The sequence below is a fragment of the Mesorhizobium bavaricum genome, assembly GCF_056781655.1.
Genome location: NZ_CM165566.1, coordinates 5,767,545 through 5,787,125 on the forward strand (window position 1 = coordinate 5,767,545; position 19,581 = coordinate 5,787,125).

A 19,581-nucleotide genomic window follows, 5' to 3' on the forward strand; every position below is an offset into this window, starting at 1 on the left:
TTTCTGGCAAGTCCCTTTAACCCTGGAAGACGACCGGAAACCAGTCCTCGCGCAACCGCTGTCCCGGCTGCATGCCGTGGCCATGGTAGGGCGGCGAGGTGCGCCCCGGCCGCTCGACATAACGCGCATCGTCGCCGACCCAGCGCAATGACAGCGCCCGGCGCCGCGCCGAAGTCATGTTGCCGCGCGCGCCATGAGCGGTCCTGAAGTCGAACAGGATGGCGTCGCCCGGCTCCATTTCCCATTCGAGAACCTTCATCGACGGGTCCTTGTCCGGATCGGGCACCGGCATATAGTCGCCATCGCCGGCATAGAAATTGCTGTCGTCGAGCCAGCGCACCGGCAGGATCATCTTGTCCCATTTGTGCGAGCCGGCGATCAGGCGCAGCGTCGCCTCCTTAACCGGGTCGATGGGAATCCAGAAGCTTACCGTCTGCTGGCCATCAACGAAGTAGTAGGGGATGTCCTGATGCCAGGGCGTCGGCTTCTGCGTTCCGGGTTCCTTGACCAGCACGTGATCGTGGAAGAACTGCGCGGTGCGCGACTGCATCACCGCCGCCGCCAGCTCGGCGGCAGGCGAGTCCCGCACCACGCTGACGAATTCGGGAATGCGCTCCCAGTTGCAATAGTCGTCGAAGAAACTGCCGCGGCCATTGGCGATGTCGGACGCGGTGGCGCTACGGTTCTGCATGTTGCGCTCGATGCCGGCGGCAATCGTGTCGACCCAGCCCTTGAAGGCGCCACGGATGCAGACAGCGCCATCGCGCTGATAGTCGGCGATCGTCTTTGCGTCGATGACCTGGGTGTCGATTGTCTGGGTGTGGATCTGGGAAGCCATGGCGTTCTCCTCTTGGAATAACCGACTATCGCAACCCTCTTTCATTCAGTAAAATAATAACTTCTCATTTGGTACATAGGATCACCCTATGAATGTGACCCTCACGCAGCTGCGTTATCTGGTCGCCGTTGCGCGCCATGGCAGCGTCACTGGCGCCGCGAAGATCCTAAACGTCTCGCAGCCTTCGATTTCGGTGGCCATCGACGCCGTCGAAAAGAATTTCGGCCAGAAACTGTTCGTCCGCCAGCGAGGCAGCGGCGTGTCGCCGACATCGTTCGGCCGCGCTGTCGTGGCGAAGGCAAGACAGGTTCTCACCGAGACGGACGAACTCGTCGGCCTCGGCTCAAGCAAATCGGCTGTCGGCGGTGAACTGGTGCTGGGTTGTTTCGAGGACCTGGCCCCTTTCTTCGCACCGGCCCTGATCCGTGCCTTCTCCGAACGCTATCCGGCCGTGAAAATCGTCGTTCGCGACGAGACGTTCGAGACGCTGGCGCGGCGGCTTGGCGATGCCGCCATCGATCTCGGCCTCACCTATGATCTCAGCCTGCCGACACATTTCGCCCGTATCCTGCTGCGCGAACTTCGCCCCCATGCCTTGTTGCCGGCAGGCCATGCCCTGGCGGATCGTCCCGAGGTCAGCCTGGCGGATCTGGCCGCCTATCCGCTGATCACGACGGATCAGCCGCACAGTTGGCAGCATATGCTCGACCTCTTTCGCAGCCGCGGCCTCTCTCCGGTGGCCGACACAACGACGAGTTCGTTCGAACTCCAGCGCAGCATGGTGGCCAACGGCTTCGGCGTCGCCGTCAGCTACACCCGCCCGCATGGCGACCGCAGCTATGACGGCCTGCCGCTGATCTGCAAACCGCTGTCGGATCCGCTGCCCAAGCAGCGGATCCTGCTCACCTATGACACGCACCAGCGCGTATCGAATGCGACGCTGGCGTTCATCGATGTGGCCAAGGTCTGGTTCGCCTCCCATGACATCTTCGCGTCCGCAAGCGAGACTGCTTGACGGCCTTCCAGTCTGCTGCCAATCCAGCATGATGGAACCGATCCAGTCGAAAGCGGCCCAGGGCCGTGTCGCCGATGCGCCGAACGGCCATTGGGTCTACAGTGTGCTGCCGCGCTCGATATGGCCCTATGCGCAGCTTGCGCGGTGGGACAGGCCGATCGGCTGGCAATTGCTCCTGTGGCCATGTTGGTGGTCGGCGGCACTTGCGGCGAGCGCCTATCCGCGTCCCGGCGATCCGCTGCTCTCGCTGCTGCCGGCGCCATTGTATCTCGTGCTGTTCCTGATCGGCGCCATCGCCATGCGCGGCGCCGGCTGCACCTACAACGACCTGGTCGACGAGGACATCGACAACAAGGTCGAGCGGACACGCTCGCGGCCGCTGCCATCGGGCAAGGCCACACGCCGGCGGGCATGGGTGTTTCTCATCCTGCAGGCGCTGGTTGGCCTGGTGGTGCTGATACAGTTCAACAGTTTCGCCATTCTGCTCGGCATCTGTTCGCTGGCCATCGTCGCCGTCTATCCGTTCATGAAACGGATAACCAACTGGCCGCAACTGGTACTCGGGCTTGCTTTTTCCTGGGGCGCGCTAATGGGATGGGCGGTCGAGTTCGGCGATCTCGATGGGCCGGCCATCATGCTCTACATCGGTTCGATCCTGTGGGTGATCGGCTACGACACGATCTATGCGCACCAGGACAAGGAAGATGACGCCATTGTCGGCGTGCGCTCGACGGCACGCCTGTTCGGCGACAACACCAAATCATGGCTGGCAGGGCTTTATGGCGGCACGCTGATCTGCTTCGCCATCGCCTTCGCATCGGCCCAGGCTCCGGTGCCGGCGCTGGCCGGACTGATCGCCGCCGGCGCTCATATGGCCCGGCAGATCGCCGTGCTGGATATCGACAATCCGGACCAGTGCCTGCGGCTGTTCCGGTCGAACAACCAGGTCGGCTGGCTGATCTTCCTTGGCCTGATCGGCGGTGCTGTGTGGGTGGCGCTGAAGCCGCTGGTTTAGCGGCTTCGCTTTTCGAGCATGTCCCAATGGATCATGCTCAGTCTCGCGAAATGATCTCCTGGCCGTCGATGACCAGCCTGAGACCAAGGTCGCCGGCCCTGCGGCGAGCGAGGAAGCGCGGGCGGCGCATGTTCGAAACGCGACCCTTGCGACGAGCCTGTGGCGGCAGCGTCTTGATGGCGGCGCCGAGCGATTCTTCGAGGGTACGGGCAACGCCGTCCGACTCGATCAGCAGCATCGGCAGACGGTAGGCGTCGGCCCAGGCGCGCCAGTCGGCGGCGACGTCCTCGAGATCATCGGCCACCAGCAGCGGCACCGACAGCATCGGATCGTTGTGCAGGAGTTCCAGCGTCACCGTCACGTTGCCGTCCGGATCCTCCATCGCACGGGCGGCGACGCCGCGAAACGCATTGGCGGGCAGCGCGATGATCGCCGGCAAACCGCTCATCTCGAGCATGCGGCGGATCACAGCCCCACGCTGGTCGATGGTGAAGGTCACGTCGCCATAGTTGTCGCGTGTGGCGTAGCTTACCACCTGCGGCAGGCGGAATGGGTCGAGACGCATGTTGCGTCCCGCCCAGACTGGCTTCAGTCCGGTGTTCATTGAGTGCCTTCCTGTCTGTCTCCTGAGAGCCGGTGTCCGGTTCTCTCCGGGCCGGTTTTTCCAGCCTCGTTTGTGAGCAGACAGTAGCGCGGGCTCCTTACCGCCCCGCTTAAGAAAGTCGGTTAAATTTTGCTGATCTCAGGGATGGTTATCGGAATGCCACCAGCAACAAGATGTTGAAAGGATCAGATAACCTTACCGGGATTCATGATACCGGCCGGGTCGAAGGCAGCCTTCACCCGGCGCATCAGGTCGATCGCCATCGGCGGCGCGGTGGCGATCAGTTCGTCGCGCTTCAACTGGCCGATGCCGTGCTCGGCCGAGATCGACCCGTGCAGGCTGCGCACCACGTCGTGCACCGCCTTGTTCATGGTGTGATAGAGAGTGAGAAACGCCTCGTCGTCGCCGTCGACAGGCCGCGAGATGTTATAGTGCAGATTGCCGTCGCCCATATGGCCGAAGCAGACCACGCGGGCGCCGGCACTCACCGACGCCACCGCACCGGCGGCCTCTTCGATGAAACGCGGGATTGATGCGATCGGCACGGAAATGTCGTGCTTGATCGAGGCACCCTCCGGTTTCTGCGCTTCGGGCAGCACCTCGCGGAAATTCCAGAAGGCGTCCCCTTGGCCAAGGCTTGCCGCGATGACGGCATCGCCGACGAATTCCTGTTCAAGGCCTGCCGAGAGCACGTCCTCGATCAACGCTCTCGAATCCTCCGATGAACGGCCGGACGAAATCTGCATCAGCACATACCACGGCCAATCCTCAATCAGCGGCCGCACCACGCCCTGGGCATGCGCCAGGGTGAAGTCGTATGGCCGCCTGCCGATCAGCTCGAAGGCGGTAAGGGCCCCTCCGGCGCGGTCCATTGCCAGGCTGAACAGGGAAAGCGCGGCTTCGGGCGACGACAGGCCGACGAACGCGACCTCTCGCCCCTTCGGCTTCGGGAACAGCTTGAGCACGGCGGCGGTGATGACGCCGAGCGTGCCCTCGGCGCCGACGAACAGGTTCTTCAGGTCGTAGCCGGTGTTGTCCTTCTTCAGCTTGCGCAAATCGTCGAACACCTCGCCGGTCGGCAGCACAACTTCGACACCGAGGCAGAGTTCGCGCGCATTGCCATAGGCAAGCACGCCGGTGCCACCTGCATTGGACGACAGATTGCCGCCGATCTGGCAGGAGCCTTGCGCCGCCAGCGACAGCGGAAACAGCCGGTCGGCGGCGTCCGCCGCTTCCTGCAGCGTCTGCAGGATGACGCCGGCCTCGACCGTCACCGTGTTGGACCGGACATCGATCTCGCGAATTCGGTTCAGGCGCGACAGCGACAGCACGATTTCGCGGCCGGACCTGTCCGGCACCTGGGCGCCGACCAACCCGGTGTTGCCGCTCTGCGGCACGATTGGCGTTCCCGTCTCGGTCGCCAGCCGCATGATCTGGCTGACTTCCTCGACGCTGCCCGGCCGCAACACCAGCGATGTCGCGCCATGCCAGAGCCCGCGCCGCTCGATGAGGTAGGGCGCGATATCGTGTTCGTCGCGCAGCGCATATTTGTCACCGACGATCGCCGCGAAGCGATCGATGAGAGCGGGCTCGAGCTTTTCTGAGATTTCGGTCATGTGGGAAAACTATGTTGCAGGCTGTGTGTTGTCACGAGGGGCGGCTGCTCGCGAGAGTCGATCGTTGATCGCCTCGCCAAGCCCGTCGAACGGAACCGGCTCGACCGCGATGGTCCGCGCACCGCTGTGATCGAGATCCTGCATGTAAGCGAAAAGATTGCTCGCCGCTTCGCGCAGGTCACCGGCTTCGGACAAATTGAGGAAAGCGGCGGCGCGACGCCAGCCTTCGGCTCGCCGGCTGCCGAAGCCGAGCAGGGCTTCGCCCGCACCGACTGTCCCAGCATTGAGCCGCATCGCAGCACCCGGCGCATAATGCGAGGCAAGCATGCCCGGCGCCTCGACGCCGGTGGCACCGCCACGCAAGAGCTTCATGCCGATAGCCGCCTCGATGTCTTCGGCGGCAATGCCGCCGGGCCGGAGCAGCCGCAATCTTTCCCCTTCGGCCTTGACGATGGTCGATTCCAGTCCGACCGGTGTCGCGCCGCCATCGACCACAAGCTTGATCCTGGCGCCGAGATCCGCCGCCACCGCCTGTGCTGTCGTCGCGCTGATCTTGCCGGATGAATTGGCGCTGGGCGCGGCAAGCGGGCGGCCGAGCCTGGCGATGAGATCGCCGCCAAAGCCCCTTGGCATGCGCAAGGCAATCGTATCGAGCCCGGCCGTTACCAGCGGATGGATGCCGTTGCCGGGCCGCTGCGGCAGCACCAGCGTCAGCGGCCCCGGCCAGAAAGCCAGCGCCAGTTTTTTCGACAGCGGATCAAACAGTGCGATGCGTTCGGCCATCGCCATGTCGGCGACATGGGCGATCAGCGGGTTGAAGCGCGGCCGCCCCTTTGCTTCGAAAATGCGTGCCACACCGATGCCGTTGGTGGCGTCGCCGGCAAGCCCGTAGACGGTTTCCGTCGGGATGGCGACGACATCGCCGCTCCGAAGCAGCGCCAGCGCCCGCTCCAACGCCTCGCCGACGGCAAGTATTTCAGCCACTCTCGTCACCTCGCAGATGCCGGCTGCGTAGTACGATGGCGGCTGTTGGGCAAGTCCGGACATTGGCGATTTATCAATCCCTAAAATGCTATGTTTCCGCGAAAGCCGGCATCAATTCCGGCCCGCTACTGTGCGGCTTCTGGGCAAAGGGGAGCGATCATCGTGTCTGTGCGTATCCTGCTGGGGACTGTTCTTGCGGTGGTGACCGGCGGGGCACAGGCGTCGTCGCTGGTTTTTCCAGGTGTGCCGTCCTCGACGCCATCCATCATCAGGCTCGATGCCGCCAAACCGCTGAAGACCGCCGACACCGCCAAGGCGGTGCAATCGGTGGTGGGGCTGGGCGAAACACAGCCCGACGTCACCGACGAGAAGGTGGCAGCGATCCCGGACAAGCCCGAGGCCCGCCATGGCTTTGAGCAGAACCCGATGGTCATTCGCGGCGGCGTCGTCGGTCCCGCCTTTTCGGCGCCGATGCCAACCGCCGCACCTGCGAAAGCCGCCGCGCCGGCGACGGGCACGGCGCCTGCAACGGGCACCGCGCCGGCAACGGCCACCGCCGCCGCCGCCCCTGCCGGAGACGCCGGGACAAAATCTGCCACACCACCGAGCGCGCCGGCGCAGCCAGCAGCTCAACATATGCCCGCGTCCGGCAAAGCCAAGTAGCCCGACGGCGCGGCTTGACTGCGATCTGGTGCCCGGCGCACCATTGCCGGACGAATTCCGCTCCCGTTTGTCGTCGCCGCTGGACGCCAGCGCCTGAAATTCGTCAAGCGGCTCTGGCAGACGGGATTTCGTCGTTCAAAGGGGGTTGATCATGAGAACATTCAGAACTGTCACCGCGGCAGGACTTCTGCTGGCATCATTGCTTGGCGCCGGCGCGGCTCATGCCGATGACATGCTGGGATCCTATGTCGCGCGCATTTCAGACAGGGATCATCAGGCAAGTGACGGCTATGCGCTGGAGAGCGCGGCGCAGATGGTGCGGCAGGATCGCGCCAACTGGCACAAATTCCACCGTCGCGACAGCGACGACGAGGGTGATGGCTGGTTCAGGACCAACGACCAGCGCGCCGATTTGCAACGCATGCTGCAGCGCTCCGGCGCGATGAGTTCCTCGACCAAACGCGCCATCGTCAACGGCGAACCGCTGATCCAGGTCGACGTCTACGAAAACAGCGTGCGCGTCAGCATTCTGGAAAACTGAGAAGGCTAGCATCTGACAGAAAAGGGCGGCGCGTTAGGGCCGCCCTGCCATCGATAGACGGAGCAGCTGAAAATCAGGCGGCTTTTTCCGTGTCGTCGTCTTCCTCGGATTCGCCTTCTTCAGATTTCTCGTCGTCGCCTTCAGCTTCACGCTTTCATCGGCGTCGTCTTCGTCCTCATCGTCTTCGTCTTCGTCGTCACCCGAGAGCGTGGCGGCTTCGGAGTCGTCTTCGTCAGAGTCTTCGCCGTCTTCATCGTCGCCATCTTCATCGTCATCCGACAGATCGGTCGCTTCGACCGTGGCGGCAGCGGCATGGTCGAGGGCGGTTTCGGAAGCGGATTCAAGCGCCTCGGCGGGAGCCGAAGTTTCTTCTGTCACTTCGATTTCGTGATCGGAATTCATGGAAGCCTCCGTGGGTTGGGGAACATGTCCCTTTTGCCACGGAGAGATCATCGTCATATGACTGTAAGCCGGCTCGAACGGCCGGCGGCAAAGAAAATCTTCTTGGGCCTACAGACTTATCGGGATCATGCTTCTCAGCCGGCGATCTTCGAGAAATCCGCGACCTGACCGGTGGCCGCGCGGATGCGGGCAAGCAGCGCCAGGCGGTTGGCGCGCACCGCCTCGTCCTCATCATTCACGAGAACACGCTCAAAGAATGAATCAACCGGTTCGCGCAACACGCTAAGCGCCAGCAGGGCGCCGGAAAAGTCTTCGTTTTGAATCGCTTCGCCGGCTTGCTTCTCAGCCAGATTCACCGCCGCAAACAGCGATTTCTCGGCATCCTCGCGAAACAGCGCCGGCTCAACATGGTCGGCGACCGCCGTTTTCTTCTTCTCCTCGGCGGCCAGGATGTTGGCCGCGCGCTTGGTGCCGGCGAGCAGGTTGCTGCCGTCCTCGCTTTCGAGGAAGGCGCCAAGCGCCTCGACCCGGCGGACGATCTGCAAGAGGTCGTCGGACTGCGGTGTGATGACGGCGTCGATGAGATCGTGCCGAGCGCCCTGGTCGCGCAGGTAGACCTTCAGGCGGTCATGGAAGAAAGCGAGGAGGTCATCGGTGAACGGAGCCAAAGAGGCCTGCAGTTCCATTATACGCTGCCCGTCGAAGAACTCTCGTTCCGAGTCAGCAGTGCCAAAGGTTTCGGATAGACCGCTCTTCACCAACTCGGCGACAAGACCCGCTTCCGGCAGCAGACGACTTTCCCCTCGGTAGTCTTGAATCCGCGCATCCAGCATCGCCACGACGCCACGACGCTCGGTGCCCTCACCCAAACGTTCATAGGCAAAAAGTGCCGCCGCGACCGTCGCAGCAATGGCGGTGCTGAAGGAGAGTTTGATCTTGTTTTCGAGAACAATCCTCACCACCCCGAGCGCCGCCCTCCGCAGTGCATAGGGATCCTTCGACCCTGTCGGCTTTTCATCGATGGCCCAGAAGCCGGCCAACGTGTCGAGCTTGTCGGCGAGCGCGACAGTGATCGAAACCGGATCGCTCGGCACGCGATCGGACGGGCCTTGCGGCTTGTAGTGTTCTTCAGCGGCGGCGGCCACGGATGGATGCTCACCCTGCAGCAGCGCGTATTTGCGGCCCATGGCGCCTTGCAGTTCTGGAAATTCGCCGACGACTTCTGTGGTGAGATCGGCTTTGGCGAGGACCGCGGCGCGGCGCGCGAGCTCGGGATCGGCGCCGACGATCGGCGCCAGTTCTTCCGCCAGCCGGGCAATCCGCTCCACCCGCTCACCTTGCGTGCCGAGCTTGGCGTGGAAGGTGACGCCGAGATGGTCGAGGCGGGCCATGCGCTGGTCGAGCGGCTTCTTCAGGTCGAGCCCGAATTTTTCCGCCGATGCCTCGAGCTCACCGAGATCCGGCAAATCGCCCTGGTCGGTCGTCCAGAAATAGAGCGCGTCGGACAGGCGGGCACGCACCACCTTGCCGTTGCCGTGAGCGATTTCCTTGCCGCCATCCCTGGCCTCGATGTTGGCGGTGAGGATGAAGCGATTGGAAAGATCTTCGGCAACACCCTGCGGCCGCGTCACAAAGCATTTCTGGTTGGCGCGGATGGTCAGCCGGATCACTTCGGCCGGAATGGCCAGGAAAGCCTCCTCGAACTCGCCCATCAGCACCACCGGCCACTCGACCAGGCCAGACACTTCCTCCAGCAGCCCGTCGTCCTCGACCAGATCGAGCCCATTGGCGAAGGCAAGATTGCGGGCATCGGCAAGGATGATTTCCTTGCGCCGGTCGGCGTCGAGCACGACCTTCGCCGCTTCCAGCTTGGAGACATAGTCGTCGAAGCGGCGCACCGTGATGGCTTCAGGCGCATGGAAGCGGTGGCCGTAGGTGATGTTGCCAGAGCGGATACCGTCGATTTCGAAATCGACCACCACCGGCTCCTCGGTCTCCGGGCCGAAGGTGCACAGGATCGATTGCAGCGGCCGCACCCAGCGCAGCGAGCCGGGCTTGGCCGAGGCCGGCCCCCAGCGCATCGATTTCGGCCACGGAAAGCTGCGGATGATGCCCGGCACCATTTCGGCAATGACCTCTTCCGCCGTCCTGCCCGGCTTCGAAATGTGGGCTACATAGAAGTCACCCTTCTTCGGGTCGGAATGGACATGCGCCTCGGCGATCGACGAAAGCCCGGCTTTGCGCAGGAAACCCTGGACCGCCTGCTCAGGCGCGGTCGTCGAAGGCCCCTTGATCTCCTCGCTTACATCCTTCGAGCGCGCGTTGAGCCCACGGATGTCGAGCGCCAGCCGCCGCGGCGTCCAGTACTCGCGCGCCGCCTCATAGGTCAGCCCTGCCTCGACCAGACCGTCGGTCAGCATCTTCCTGAGATCACCCGCCGCCTTGCGCTGCATGCGGGCAGGAATCTCTTCCGAGCGAAGTTCTAGAAGCAGGTCAGGCATGGATGGGGCTCACGCGGCAAAAATGGTCCGCGCGGGGCATAGCAACTCGGCTGGCCGCTGTCACCCTTTCCGCGCGGCGATCGCCGACTTCGACTGATTTCCGGAAATTCTGGCGGCCCTGTCGGTACGAGGCGATCCCGCCCGTCCTTGGATCAAAGATTTCCATGAACCGAATGCAGCGCTGAAGCGACCCACGCTCAGGCAGGGAACTATTGGGCTGAACGACCATGAAAACGGCATCAAGACTACTGCAGATCCTCGCGCTCAGCGCCTGCTTCACCGCGCAGGCCCACGGCGCTTTCTCGATGCCGGGTGTGAGGCAGGCATTGCGCACGATCGACGGTGCCAGCGGTCAGAACGCACTGCCGGTCAACGCTTCCCTCGACATGACGAAGCGTGCCTGAACTCAGGCCGCCCGTCCGCCGGCCTGCGTCTTCAAAAACGCCTCGCCGCAGGCTTTCGCCAGATTGCGCACCCGCAAGATGTAGCTCTGCCGTTCGGTGACCGAAATCACGCCGCGCGCATCGAGCAGATTGAAGACATGGCTGGCCTTGATGCACTGGTCGTAGGCCGGGAAGACCATGCGGTGCATCGGCAGATTGTCGTTGGACGCCGGCGCACCGGCATCGAGCAGCGCCTTGCACTCGGCCTCGGCGTCCTCGAAGTGGCGCAGCAGCATTGCCGTGTTGGCGTATTCGAAATTGTGGCGCGAATATTCCTGCTCGGCCTGCAGGAAGACATCGCCGTAGGTGACCTTGTCGGCGCCTTCGCGGCCGTTGAAGTTGAGGTCGTAGACGTTGTCGACGCCCTGCACATACATGGCCAGCCGCTCAAGCCCGTAGGTCAGTTCGCCCGCCACCGGTGCGCATTCGATGCCGCAGACCTGCTGGAAGTAGGTGAACTGCGACACTTCCATGCCATCGCACCAGCACTCCCAGCCAAGGCCCCACGCACCCAGCGTCGGGCTTTCCCAGTCGTCCTCGACGAAGCGGATATCGTGCAGCAGCGGATCGACGCCGATCGCCGCCAGCGAGCCGAGGTAGAGCTCCTGGAGGTTCGGCGGGTTCGGCTTCAGGATCACCTGATACTGGTAATAGTGCTGCAACCGGTTCGGGTTCTCGCCGTACCGGCCATCCTTGGGGCGACGCGAAGGCTGGACGTAGGCGGCGTTCCAGCGTTTTGGCCCGAGTGCGCGCAACGTGGTCGCCGGGTGAAAGGTGCCGGCGCCGACCTCCATGTCGTAGGGCTGCAGGATGACGCAACCATAGTCCGCCCAGTAATTGTGCAAGGTCAGGATCAGCCCCTGGAACGAGCGGCTGGGATGCATATGGGCGGGGATTTCATTCGTCACGGGGGCCTCGACAGCAAAGGCTAGCTTGCCGGCACGTCCTAGAGACCCGGCGGCGAAGCGTCAAGCAAGCCGCGCCGACGCGGACTGCCGCGCCCTGCCGAAGATGTTGAATGCATTGCGAGCTGCTGGCCCATTGCCGGCCATTGGCGCCTGCGATCAGTTCCATGCCTCGTCCGCGTCAACCACAACAGGCTCAGCCATGCCCAGCCCGATCATCATCCGCCCCATCACGCGCCAAGATTTCGACCAGTGGCTGCCGCTGTGGGACGGCTACAACGCATTTTATGGCCGCTCCGGCGAGACGGCTCTGCCACGCGACATCACCGCCATGACATGGTCGCGTTTCTTCGATGCCTATGAGCCGATGCATGCGCTGGTTGCCGAGAGCGAGGGACAGCTTCTCGGGCTCGTGCACTACCTCTTCCACCGCAGCACAACGGCGATCGCGCCTAGTTGCTATCTGCAGGATCTTTTCACCACGCAGTCCGCTCGTGGCAAAGGCATCGGCCGGGCGCTGATTGAGGGCGTCTACGAGCGTGCCCAGGTTGCCGGTTCGGGCCGGGTGTACTGGCTGACGCATGAGACCAATCACACGGCGATGAAGCTTTACGACAAGGTCGGCGAACGTTCCGGCTTCGTCGTCTATCGAAAGCTGTTCTGAGGTAGTTTCCAGCACATTGCGCGTGTGAGTTTTGAGCGGCTGGAGTCCAAACGAAAACGGGGCTCCGAAAAGAGCCCCGTTTGCATTCTGAAAACCGATTTCACCCCTTCGGGGCAGGCACCGGCTCAGGCTTGACCTTGGGGGTTTCCTGCGCCGTGTTGGATTCGATCGGCGGCAAGCCCTTCATCAGCTTCTGCTGCAAGGTGGCCAGCACATCGGGATCCGGCTTCAGGTCGCGCGCCTGGTTCCACTGGAAGGTGGCTTCCAGCTTGCGGCCGACGCGCCAGTAGGCATCGCCGAGATGGTCGTTGAGAACCGGATCCTCCGGCTTCAGCGACACGGCGCGTTCCATTTCGCGCACCGCGTCGTCGAACCGGCCGAGGCGGAAATAGGCCCAGCCCAGCGAATCGACGATGTAACCGTCGCTCGGCCTGAGATCGACGGCCTTCTGGATCATCGCCAGGCCTTCCTTGAGGTTCGTGTTCATGTCGACCCAGGAATAGCCGAGATAGTTCAGCACCTGCGGCTGGTCGGGGAACAGTTCCAGCGCCTTGCGGAAGTTCGGCTCGGCCTTGGGCCATTCCTTCAGCCGCTCATAGGCGATACCGCGCTGGTAGAAAATGTTCCAGTTGGCCGCCGTCGGCGTTTTCAGCACCGTGACTGCCTTGTCGTAGAGATCGGCCGCCGAGCGGAAATCATCCTTCGACGAATAGACGCCGCCAAGCGCCAGATAGGCGCGCATGTCGTCGGGATGCGCATCGACGAATGCCTTGAGATGCGTGATCGCCTCGTCCTGGCGATTGAGATCGGCAAGGTTGAGGCCGAGTTGCAGGTCCGAAAGCTCCTTCAGCGGCGAAGAGTGGGGATCCGCCGATAGAGCGCGATGGCGCCCTCGCCGTCCTTCAGCTGCTCGGACACCGCGGCGAGTTGCACGAGGGCTGCGTCGCTGTCGGGCTTCAGGGCAAGGGCATATTGCAGATAGAGGCGGACGAACGGCTCGCCGCCACCACGATTGAGCGCCGTGGCGAGATCAAGCAGGATTTCCGACGCACCGTCCGACGGACCGGCAGCGAAAGGCGCGATCTTGTCGCCCTTGCTGATCCTGTCACGCAAAGCGACGATTTCCAGCTTGCCGGGCGAAAACGCCTCGGCCTGATCGAGCACCGACAGCGCCTTGGCCTTGTCGCCCTTGCGGGCCAGGAACGACGCGTAGGCCTGTGCGTTGCGCATCCAGGTTTCGGGAGCCGCACCACCAGCGGCCGTATCCTGCATCGTCGCGGCGTAGATCGCCTCTGCCTTTTCAGGCATGCCAGAGGCGTCGGCGATCAGCGCGCGATGGAAGGATTTGAACAGGCCGAACCAATCCGGGCCCTGGAGCTTGTCGATGGAAGCCATCGCATCGCTGGGCTGGCCGGCGCCTTGTTCGGCCCAGCCGGACATGACCCCGGAGATCAGCCGGTCGAGGTCCGATTCCAGTGAGAGCTTGAGCCAATACTGTGCCTTGGTAAAATCCTTCTTGTGGAAGGAATCGACCGCCAGCGCCAGGCGCGAGAAGCGCTCGACATCGGGAACTTCCTTGAGCTTGTCGGCATAGACCAGCGATTCGTCGAAGCGCCCTTGAGCGATCAGCGACAGCATCAGGCTCTGCTGCAGGCCGGTGTCGCTCGGATCGAAGGCCAATGCCTGCTTGTAATAGGCAATGGCATTGTCGAGGTCATTGTCGCCTTCGGCGATGCGGGCGGCCAGATAGGCTCCCGAGAACGACGTGATCTTGACCGGTTCGGTGGTTTGCTTGGCATAGGCCGGCAAAGTCGAGATCGCCATGCCCGTCACAATTGCCAGCCTTGTCAGCCAGCGCGCACGTCCTTGCTGCATCGTATCCCTTTCAGCCAGGCGTCATCTCCGCGTCAGCGGGATCGACGTAGACTCGATCTTTCCGGGCAAAGCATGGCCTTTTTGGGGTCGCGCTTCAATCCGCCTCGAATTCACAATCCGGGCACCCGATTAACAAACCATGGCGACAAGGGACAGTTTTCCGGTTTCGAGTTCCGGCCATGACCCTGCGCGGAGCCGACCATATCACAGATTCGACCGCGAGACTCCCTCGCCGATATCAATGCTTGCCCGGCAAGGCAGGCCGCTGCACCTGCGTGTCACGATAACCGCCGGCCGCAATCGAGCTGCACAGCCCATTCCACTCGCAGCCGCCGCAGGCCTTGCGGACGAGGCCGGCCGAAAATGCCTGCCGCATCCGTGCCAGGATTGCCGCATCGAGATCGAGGCGGTCACCAGCCCGGATTGGCCGCGCCAGCAGATCCGCCACATCCTGCGCCGCCAGTTGGTCCCGCTCGGCGGCGCTTTCGCGCAGGCAGTGCGGTTCCGGCTGGTCGAGCAACGGGGCGCAGACGTCGTCCGGGCCGGAAACGAGGAGGATGTCCTCGCCCCGGCTCAGACGCTCCGCGATCCTGTCGTAATTGGCGGTGAAGGCGGGGCTGTATCCCTTGCCCACATAGGTGAGCAGGCAAAGGAGGTGATGGGCGCGCAGCCTGATCGTCACGGATTGCCCGATTTCGCCTTGCTGCCGGGAAGGGCCATCAGCGTCGCGGCACCGAGGGCCGACTTCAGCAATCCGCCGACGATGAACGGCAGGAAGCCGAAGGTGATGGCCTTTTCGGCGCCGATCATGATGGCGAGCCATGCTGTTCCGAGCACCAGACAGGCAAGGTTGCCGAGCAGCATGGCGGCGAAGGCGAGCACCACCCTGTTGCCGTTCCAGCCGCGTTCAGCCAGCCAGCCGACGAGCGCGCCGACAATCGGGAAGGCGAAAAGATAGCCGCCCGTCGGCCCGACGAAATGCTGCACACCGGCTGCCCCTCCAGCCAGAACCGGAAAGCCGACCGCGCCCTCGACCAGCCAGGCGGCGATGGTGATGGCGCCAAGCCGCCAGCCATAGAGCGCGCCGATCAGCGTCACGGCGAAGGTTTGCATGGTGACGGGAACCGGCACCATCGGCACTTCGATGTAGGACGACAGCGCCAGGAACAAAGTGCCGAGCACGACGGCCCCGACCTGCCAGCCGAGAGAGCGACCCTGAAGCCGGAGCGGGCTGAACGACGCGTTGTGGGACGAGAATGCGACATCTGTCATTGGGATTCCTTCGCTCATTGCAAATTATAGATAATTTCTGTATTCGATCTATTATCGAATCCACAATTCCGGTGAGATAGCAAGTCCTCCCTCTGCAGAGACCGCCCAAAGCGCGTCGCGACGCGCTTTGGACGGTGTTTTTTGCTTGTCGTTGTCCCAAATCCGGCGCCACTTTTGGGCGGCATGCATCAGCCGACGATGGCAAAGGCTTCTCGCGTCGTTCCGGAGGCGGTCCTGACCGGCTTGCGGCCGATCCATTGGACATGCCGCCCCAGCGTGGCTGCTGCCGATTCGGTATTTCCCTGCCGCAAGGCGGCCAATATCGCGCGGTGGTCCTGATCGGTGCGTGTCTCCCACTCCGAGCGCCATGCCGCGAACAGGAAGCGGGCACTCGCCGCGTGCAGATCGTCGATGGTGGCGAGCAGGCGCGGCATGCCGCATGGCGCCAGGATCAGCCGGTGGAAGGCGCGGTTGGCTTCTTCCCACGACCTGACATCGCGGGACTTATCGCCGGCCTTGGTCGCCTCCTCGGCCAGATGGAGAATGGCTGACGTCAGGTGCGGCGCGGCATGGCGCAGCGCCAGCACTTCAAGTGCCGCTCGCATTTCGGCGACCTCCTTGACCTCGCCCAGATCGAAAGACGCGACACGCACGCCACGGCGCGGCTCACCGACGGCCAGCCCTTGCGCTTCGAGACGGCGGAAGGCCTCGCGCACGGGCACATGGCTGGTTTGAAATTCTTCGGCGATGTGATCCTGCCGAAGACGAGCCCCGGGCTCGATCGCGCCCGAGATGATGCGGTCCGCCAGTACCTTGCTGATGCGGACGGCGATGGTGTCGTCTGTGCCCTTTGCCATGTTTTATAGATAATTTGCGGCGGGGCAGCTTGTCGAGACGGCAAGACCGGGATTCGCGACCTTCCTCCCCACAACAGGCCAGAGGGAGCCGGCGAAACGCCAGCCGCTCAGTTCACCCGGCTGATGCAGAAATCGATGACGTCGATCAGCGCCGATTTCTGCGGCGTCGCCTCCAGCGGCGCCAGCGCATCGCGGGCGATCTCGCCGAAATGGCGGGCGCGCCCGATCGTGTCGGCAATGGCGCCGTGGCGGGTCATCAGACCGATCGCCTTTTCCAGGCCTGCGTCATCGGTGACATTGTCCTCGATGGCGCGCTTCCAGAAGGTGCGCTCGGCCTTGGTGCCGCGCCGGTAGGCGAGAATGACCGGAAGCGTCACCTTGCCCTCGCGGAAATCGTCGCCGACATTCTTGCCCAGATCCTTGCTGGTGCCGCCATAGTCCAGCGCATCGTCGATCAGCTGGAAGGCAAGGCCGAGATTCATGCCGTAAGAGCGCAGCGCGGCGCGGTCATTGCGGGTCGCCTGGGCAATCACCGGGCCAACCTCTGCAGCGGCCGAAAACAGCGCTGCGGTCTTGGCCTTGATGACGGCGAAATGCTCGTCCTCGGTGGTTTCGAGGTTCTTGGCTGCGGCAAGCTGCATCACCTCGCCCTCGGCGATGATCGAGGCCGCACTCGACAGGATGTCGAGCGCTTCCAGCGAGCCGACATCGACCATCATGCGGAAGGCCTGGCCGAGCAGGAAATCGCCGACCAGTACGCTCGCCTGGTTGCCCCAGATCATGCGGGCGGTCTTCTTACCGCGCCGCATGCCGCTCTCGTCGACGACATCGTCGTGGAGAAGCGTCGCCGTATGCATGAACTCGACGGCCGTAGCGAGTTTGACATGGCCTTCGCCGGCATAGCCGAACATCTGCGCGGCGGCGAGCGTCAGCATCGGCCGGAGCCGCTTGCCGCCGGACGAGATCAGATGGTTGGCAACCTCCGGGATCATCTCGACGTCGGAACCGGCCTTGGACAGGATCAATTCGTTGACGCGTCCCATATCGGCCGCCGTCAGGTCGATCAAATCCTTGATGGATGCGGGTTCCCGCTTCCCGTTTTCGATGTTGAGAACGACACCCACGACAATCACTCCCGTCTTGGTATAACGCGTGCGACGGCACCCTTGGTCCCTGTATGGACTCTAGGGCGGCAGACACGGCCACGGCAAGTGGCGAATTGGCGCGGCGGCGATGACAGCCTGTCAACCGACGCCGAAAGGGAGGTCGGCTTTGGCCAGGAAATCCGCCTGCCCGTTTACATATGCGCCGCAAACTGAGAGTTTCGCCCGATGATAGAGCTCATTCGCACCAACGACGCCGTCATCATCTCCTTTGTCGAATCGCTGATGCGCGATGCCGGCATCGGCTGCTTCGTCGCCGACCAGAACATGAGCGTGCTCGACGGCTCGCTCGGCATCCTGCCGCGACGCGTCATGGTCGACGCCGACAAGGCCGACGCGGCACGGCGCATCCTGACGGATGCCGGCATCGCCAACGAAATCCGCGGAAAATAATGCCTGCCGCACCGGCCACCCTTGCCCCGGACACTCCGGCCCACACGGTCGATGCTTTCCATCGCGGCCGGTTCTGGCTCGTGCAGCCCAAGCAGGGAGGGCATCGCGCCGGCATGGATGCGATGATGCTCGCGGCGTCCGTGCCATCGTCTTTTGGCGGACGTCTCGCCGATTTCGGAGCCGGCGCCGGGGCCGCGAGCCTGGCGGTGCTGTCGCGCTGCCCGGCGGCCGTGGCCGTGCTTGTCGAACGCGCGCCGGAAATGGCAGCCTTCGCCGCGGCCACTCTTGCCCATCCCGGCAATGCCCATCTCAGCGATCGTGCCTCCGTGCTGGTCGCTGATGTCACCGTATCGGGTCGAGCCCGGGCGGCCGCCGGCCTCGCCGACAATGACTTCGACTTCGTCATCATGAACCCGCCTTTCAACGCCGCACGGGACCGCGCCACGCCAGATCGCCTGAGAAAGGAAGCGCATGTCATGCAGGACGGGCTGTTCGAGAGCTGGATCCGCAGCGCGGCGGCGGTGGTCAGGCCGCGCGGCGGGCTTGCCGTGATCGCCCGGCCGGATCAGTTCAGCTCCATTCTCGATGCGCTCGCCGGGCGCTTCGGCGACGCCGAGATGCTCGCCGTCCACCCACGCCCCGACGCGGCGGCGATCCGCATCGTGGTGCGGGCAGCGCTCGGGGCGCGGGGGAAACTCGCCATCCGCCCTCCCCTGATGCTTCACGCGCAATCGGGCCACGGTCCTGATGAACGCAGCGAAATGATCACCAACGGCCTCGCCTCGTTGTTCGGAGACTGAGCTATTCTGCCCCGCCACATTGCCGTTGGCCCGGGAATCCCTACATGCCAGCAACCCATCGACCGGAGACCGCGCCCACGTGAAACGACTTTTCAACCGCCTGCTGCCGAAATCCTGGCGCTCCACGGTCGTCACCATTCCGGTCATCCGGCTGCACGGCACGATCATGTCGGGCGGTCAGTTCCGGCAGAACCTGTCGCTTGCCTCCACCGCCGGCCTCATCGAAAAGGCGTTTTCCTACGATGCGCCGGCGGTCGCCATCTCGATCAATTCGCCCGGCGGCTCGCCGGTGCAGTCGCGGCTGATCTTCAAGCGCATCCGCGACCTGGCGACCGAGAAGGACAAAAAGGTGCTGGTTTTCGTCGAGGATGTCGCGGCATCGGGCGGCTACATGATCGCGGTCGCCGGCGACGAGATCTTCGCCGATCCGTCCTCGATCGTCGGTTCGATCGGCGTGGTCTCGGCCTCATTCGGCTTTCCGGAGCTGATGAAGAAGATCGGTGTCGAGCGCCGCGTCCACACCGCCGGCCAGAACAAGGCTGTGCTCGATCCGTTCAAGCCGGAGAAGAAGGAAGACGTCGAGCGCCTGAAGGCGCTGCAGCTTGAGGTGCACGGCACCTTCATCGACCTCGTCAAGGAGAGGCGCGGCACGAAGCTGAAGGACGATCCGGACCTGTTCACCGGCCTGTTCTGGACCGGCATGAAGGGCCTCGAACTCGGCCTCGTCGACGCGCTCGGCGACATGCGCACGGTGCTGAAAACCCGTTTCGGAGCGAAAACCCAGCTCAGGCTGATCACGACGCCGCGCGGTTTCCTCAGCCGCTTCGGCCTGTTCGGCTCGAGCAAGGGCTTTTCGGCGCCCGATATCGCGGCGGCAGCCGCCAGCGGCGTCATCGATGCGGCGGAAGAGCGCGCTTTGTGGGCACGGTTCGGGCTTTGAAAACCCGGCAAAACCGTCTAGCATAAGCGCTTGAAGTCTCATGCATGTCGCTTTCCCAAAACCGGATCCACTTTTGGGCGACATGCATCA

General features: G+C 63.5%; 20 protein-coding genes and 1 pseudogene. 9 read left to right on the forward strand and 12 right to left on the reverse strand.

All coding sequences use genetic code 11. The annotated features are described in order from the left end of the window. Window positions 1-16 precede the first annotated feature (16 nt). A complete protein-coding gene (locus AC1RZR_RS28240) occupies window positions 17-838 on the reverse strand; it encodes a phytanoyl-CoA dioxygenase family protein (protein ID WP_481826663.1) in 822 nt (273 codons plus the stop codon). An 88-nt stretch (window positions 839-926) separates the two neighbouring features. Between AC1RZR_RS28240 and AC1RZR_RS28245 the strand changes: the two genes are divergently transcribed. Continuing rightward, a complete protein-coding gene (locus AC1RZR_RS28245) occupies window positions 927-1,853 on the forward strand; it encodes a LysR family transcriptional regulator (protein WP_481826664.1) in 927 nt (308 codons plus the stop codon). 31 nt (window positions 1,854-1,884) lie between these two features. Further along, window positions 1,885-2,868, forward strand: a complete 984-nt coding sequence (gene ubiA / locus AC1RZR_RS28250; RefSeq protein ID WP_481829131.1) for a 4-hydroxybenzoate octaprenyltransferase — start codon at window positions 1,885-1,887, stop codon at window positions 2,866-2,868. 37 nt (window positions 2,869-2,905) lie between these two features. On the opposite strand, the gene AC1RZR_RS28255 is transcribed toward ubiA, so the two are convergent. The 3 genes from AC1RZR_RS28255 to AC1RZR_RS28265 form a co-directional block, all read right to left on the reverse strand. Beyond that, the gene (locus AC1RZR_RS28255; protein WP_379105689.1) at window positions 2,906-3,472 is read right to left on the reverse strand and encodes a DUF6101 family protein; all 567 of its coding nucleotides are present in this window, start codon (window positions 3,470-3,472) and stop codon (window positions 2,906-2,908) included. Between the two features lie 185 nt (window positions 3,473-3,657). Further along, window positions 3,658-5,088, reverse strand: coding sequence for an FAD-binding oxidoreductase (locus AC1RZR_RS28260; protein ID WP_481826665.1), 1,431 nt, complete (start codon window positions 5,086-5,088; stop codon window positions 3,658-3,660). Between the two features lie 9 nt (window positions 5,089-5,097). Further along, window positions 5,098-6,072: an L-threonylcarbamoyladenylate synthase gene (locus tag AC1RZR_RS28265; RefSeq protein ID WP_481829132.1), complete on the reverse strand. Its 975-nt coding sequence runs from the start codon at window positions 6,070-6,072 to the stop codon at window positions 5,098-5,100. A 162-nt stretch (window positions 6,073-6,234) separates the two neighbouring features. Between AC1RZR_RS28265 and AC1RZR_RS28270 the strand changes: the two genes are divergently transcribed. After that, a complete protein-coding gene (locus AC1RZR_RS28270) occupies window positions 6,235-6,735 on the forward strand; it encodes a hypothetical protein (RefSeq protein ID WP_481826666.1) in 501 nt (166 codons plus the stop codon). A 151-nt stretch (window positions 6,736-6,886) separates the two neighbouring features. After that, complete coding sequence (locus AC1RZR_RS28275; protein ID WP_481826667.1) at window positions 6,887-7,276, forward strand: hypothetical protein; 390 nt, start codon at window positions 6,887-6,889, stop codon at window positions 7,274-7,276. A 33-nt stretch (window positions 7,277-7,309) separates the two neighbouring features. Here AC1RZR_RS28275 and AC1RZR_RS28280 read toward each other — a convergent pair whose 3' ends face one another. Together AC1RZR_RS28280 and glyS are read right to left on the reverse strand one after the other, a co-directional pair. Next, complete coding sequence (locus tag AC1RZR_RS28280) at window positions 7,310-7,678, reverse strand: ATPase (modular protein) (RefSeq protein ID WP_481826668.1); 369 nt, start codon at window positions 7,676-7,678, stop codon at window positions 7,310-7,312. Window positions 7,679-7,812: 134 nt separating this feature from the next. Beyond that, a complete protein-coding gene (glyS, locus tag AC1RZR_RS28285) occupies window positions 7,813-10,179 on the reverse strand; it encodes a glycine--tRNA ligase subunit beta (protein WP_481826669.1) in 2,367 nt (788 codons plus the stop codon). Between the two features lie 227 nt (window positions 10,180-10,406). Here glyS and AC1RZR_RS28290 point away from each other — a divergent pair, with 227 nt between their 5' ends. Next, the gene (locus AC1RZR_RS28290; RefSeq protein ID WP_477273948.1) at window positions 10,407-10,583 is read left to right on the forward strand and encodes a hypothetical protein; all 177 of its coding nucleotides are present in this window, start codon (window positions 10,407-10,409) and stop codon (window positions 10,581-10,583) included. 2 nt (window positions 10,584-10,585) lie between these two features. Here AC1RZR_RS28290 and AC1RZR_RS28295 read toward each other — a convergent pair whose 3' ends face one another. Beyond that, window positions 10,586-11,506 (reverse strand): glycine--tRNA ligase subunit alpha, encoded by a 921-nt coding sequence (locus AC1RZR_RS28295; protein ID WP_481829133.1) that lies wholly within the window; start codon window positions 11,504-11,506, stop codon window positions 10,586-10,588. A gap of 223 nt (window positions 11,507-11,729) precedes the next feature. Between AC1RZR_RS28295 and AC1RZR_RS28300 the strand changes: the two genes are divergently transcribed. After that, window positions 11,730-12,191, forward strand: a complete 462-nt coding sequence (locus tag AC1RZR_RS28300; protein ID WP_481826670.1) for a GNAT family N-acetyltransferase — start codon at window positions 11,730-11,732, stop codon at window positions 12,189-12,191. A 100-nt stretch (window positions 12,192-12,291) separates the two neighbouring features. Here AC1RZR_RS28300 and AC1RZR_RS28305 read toward each other — a convergent pair. From AC1RZR_RS28305 to AC1RZR_RS28325, 5 genes and pseudogenes are all read right to left on the reverse strand, one after another. Continuing rightward, window positions 12,292-14,066, reverse strand: a pseudogene (locus tag AC1RZR_RS28305) (tetratricopeptide repeat protein). A gap of 238 nt (window positions 14,067-14,304) precedes the next feature. Continuing rightward, complete coding sequence (locus AC1RZR_RS28310; protein ID WP_481826671.1) at window positions 14,305-14,748, reverse strand: DUF1284 domain-containing protein; 444 nt, start codon at window positions 14,746-14,748, stop codon at window positions 14,305-14,307. After that, entirely contained in the window at window positions 14,745-15,338 is a 594-nt protein-coding gene (locus tag AC1RZR_RS28315; RefSeq protein WP_481826672.1) for a biotin transporter BioY, read from the reverse strand. The genes AC1RZR_RS28310 and AC1RZR_RS28315 overlap by 4 nt, the downstream gene beginning before the upstream one ends. Before the next feature lie 188 nt (window positions 15,339-15,526). Next, window positions 15,527-16,195: a GntR family transcriptional regulator gene (locus tag AC1RZR_RS28320; RefSeq protein ID WP_477273938.1), complete on the reverse strand. Its 669-nt coding sequence runs from the start codon at window positions 16,193-16,195 to the stop codon at window positions 15,527-15,529. Window positions 16,196-16,302: 107 nt separating this feature from the next. Then, window positions 16,303-17,319: a polyprenyl synthetase family protein gene (locus tag AC1RZR_RS28325; RefSeq protein ID WP_379105662.1), complete on the reverse strand. Its 1,017-nt coding sequence runs from the start codon at window positions 17,317-17,319 to the stop codon at window positions 16,303-16,305. A 207-nt stretch (window positions 17,320-17,526) separates the two neighbouring features. Between AC1RZR_RS28325 and AC1RZR_RS28330 the strand changes: the two genes are divergently transcribed. The 3 genes from AC1RZR_RS28330 to AC1RZR_RS28340 all read left to right on the forward strand — a co-directional run bounded on the left by AC1RZR_RS28330 (window position 17,527) and on the right by AC1RZR_RS28340 (window position 19,491). Further along, a complete protein-coding gene (locus AC1RZR_RS28330; protein ID WP_023759075.1) occupies window positions 17,527-17,751 on the forward strand; it encodes a putative signal transducing protein in 225 nt (74 codons plus the stop codon). Beyond that, on the forward strand, window positions 17,751-18,551 hold the full coding sequence (locus AC1RZR_RS28335; protein ID WP_481826673.1) for a tRNA1(Val) (adenine(37)-N6)-methyltransferase: 801 nt from the start codon (window positions 17,751-17,753) through the stop codon (window positions 18,549-18,551). The genes AC1RZR_RS28330 and AC1RZR_RS28335 overlap by 1 nt, the downstream gene beginning before the upstream one ends. A gap of 79 nt (window positions 18,552-18,630) precedes the next feature. Beyond that, a complete protein-coding gene (locus AC1RZR_RS28340; protein ID WP_379105658.1) occupies window positions 18,631-19,491 on the forward strand; it encodes a S49 family peptidase in 861 nt (286 codons plus the stop codon). Window positions 19,492-19,581 lie beyond the last annotated feature (90 nt).

Bases quoted from the DNA above. Each gene is read 5' to 3' on its own strand.
- AC1RZR_RS28315 (WP_481826672.1), bottom strand. From the start codon at position 15,338: ATGACAGATGTCGCATTCTCGTCCCACAACGCGTCGTTCAGCCCGCTC.
- AC1RZR_RS28320 (WP_477273938.1), bottom strand. From the start codon at position 16,195: ATGGCAAAGGGCACAGACGACACCATCGCCGTCCGCATCAGCAAGGTA.
- AC1RZR_RS28240 (WP_481826663.1), bottom strand. From the start codon at position 838: ATGGCTTCCCAGATCCACACCCAGACAATCGACACCCAGGTCATCGAC.
- AC1RZR_RS28295 (WP_481829133.1), bottom strand. From the start codon at position 11,506: ATGCATCCCAGCCGCTCGTTCCAGGGGCTGATCCTGACCTTGCACAAT.
- AC1RZR_RS28275 (WP_481826667.1), top strand. From the start codon at position 6,887: ATGAGAACATTCAGAACTGTCACCGCGGCAGGACTTCTGCTGGCATCA.
- AC1RZR_RS28300 (WP_481826670.1), top strand. From the start codon at position 11,730: ATGCCCAGCCCGATCATCATCCGCCCCATCACGCGCCAAGATTTCGAC.
- AC1RZR_RS28245 (WP_481826664.1), top strand. From the start codon at position 927: ATGAATGTGACCCTCACGCAGCTGCGTTATCTGGTCGCCGTTGCGCGC.
- glyS (WP_481826669.1), bottom strand. From the start codon at position 10,179: ATGCCTGACCTGCTTCTAGAACTTCGCTCGGAAGAGATTCCTGCCCGC.
- AC1RZR_RS28280 (WP_481826668.1), bottom strand. From the start codon at position 7,678: ATGAATTCCGATCACGAAATCGAAGTGACAGAAGAAACTTCGGCTCCC.
- AC1RZR_RS28335 (WP_481826673.1), top strand. From the start codon at position 17,751: ATGCCTGCCGCACCGGCCACCCTTGCCCCGGACACTCCGGCCCACACG.
- AC1RZR_RS28330 (WP_023759075.1), top strand. From the start codon at position 17,527: ATGATAGAGCTCATTCGCACCAACGACGCCGTCATCATCTCCTTTGTC.
- AC1RZR_RS28255 (WP_379105689.1), bottom strand. From the start codon at position 3,472: ATGAACACCGGACTGAAGCCAGTCTGGGCGGGACGCAACATGCGTCTC.
- ubiA (WP_481829131.1), top strand. From the start codon at position 1,885: ATGGAACCGATCCAGTCGAAAGCGGCCCAGGGCCGTGTCGCCGATGCG.
- AC1RZR_RS28290 (WP_477273948.1), top strand. From the start codon at position 10,407: ATGAAAACGGCATCAAGACTACTGCAGATCCTCGCGCTCAGCGCCTGC.
- AC1RZR_RS28260 (WP_481826665.1), bottom strand. From the start codon at position 5,088: ATGACCGAAATCTCAGAAAAGCTCGAGCCCGCTCTCATCGATCGCTTC.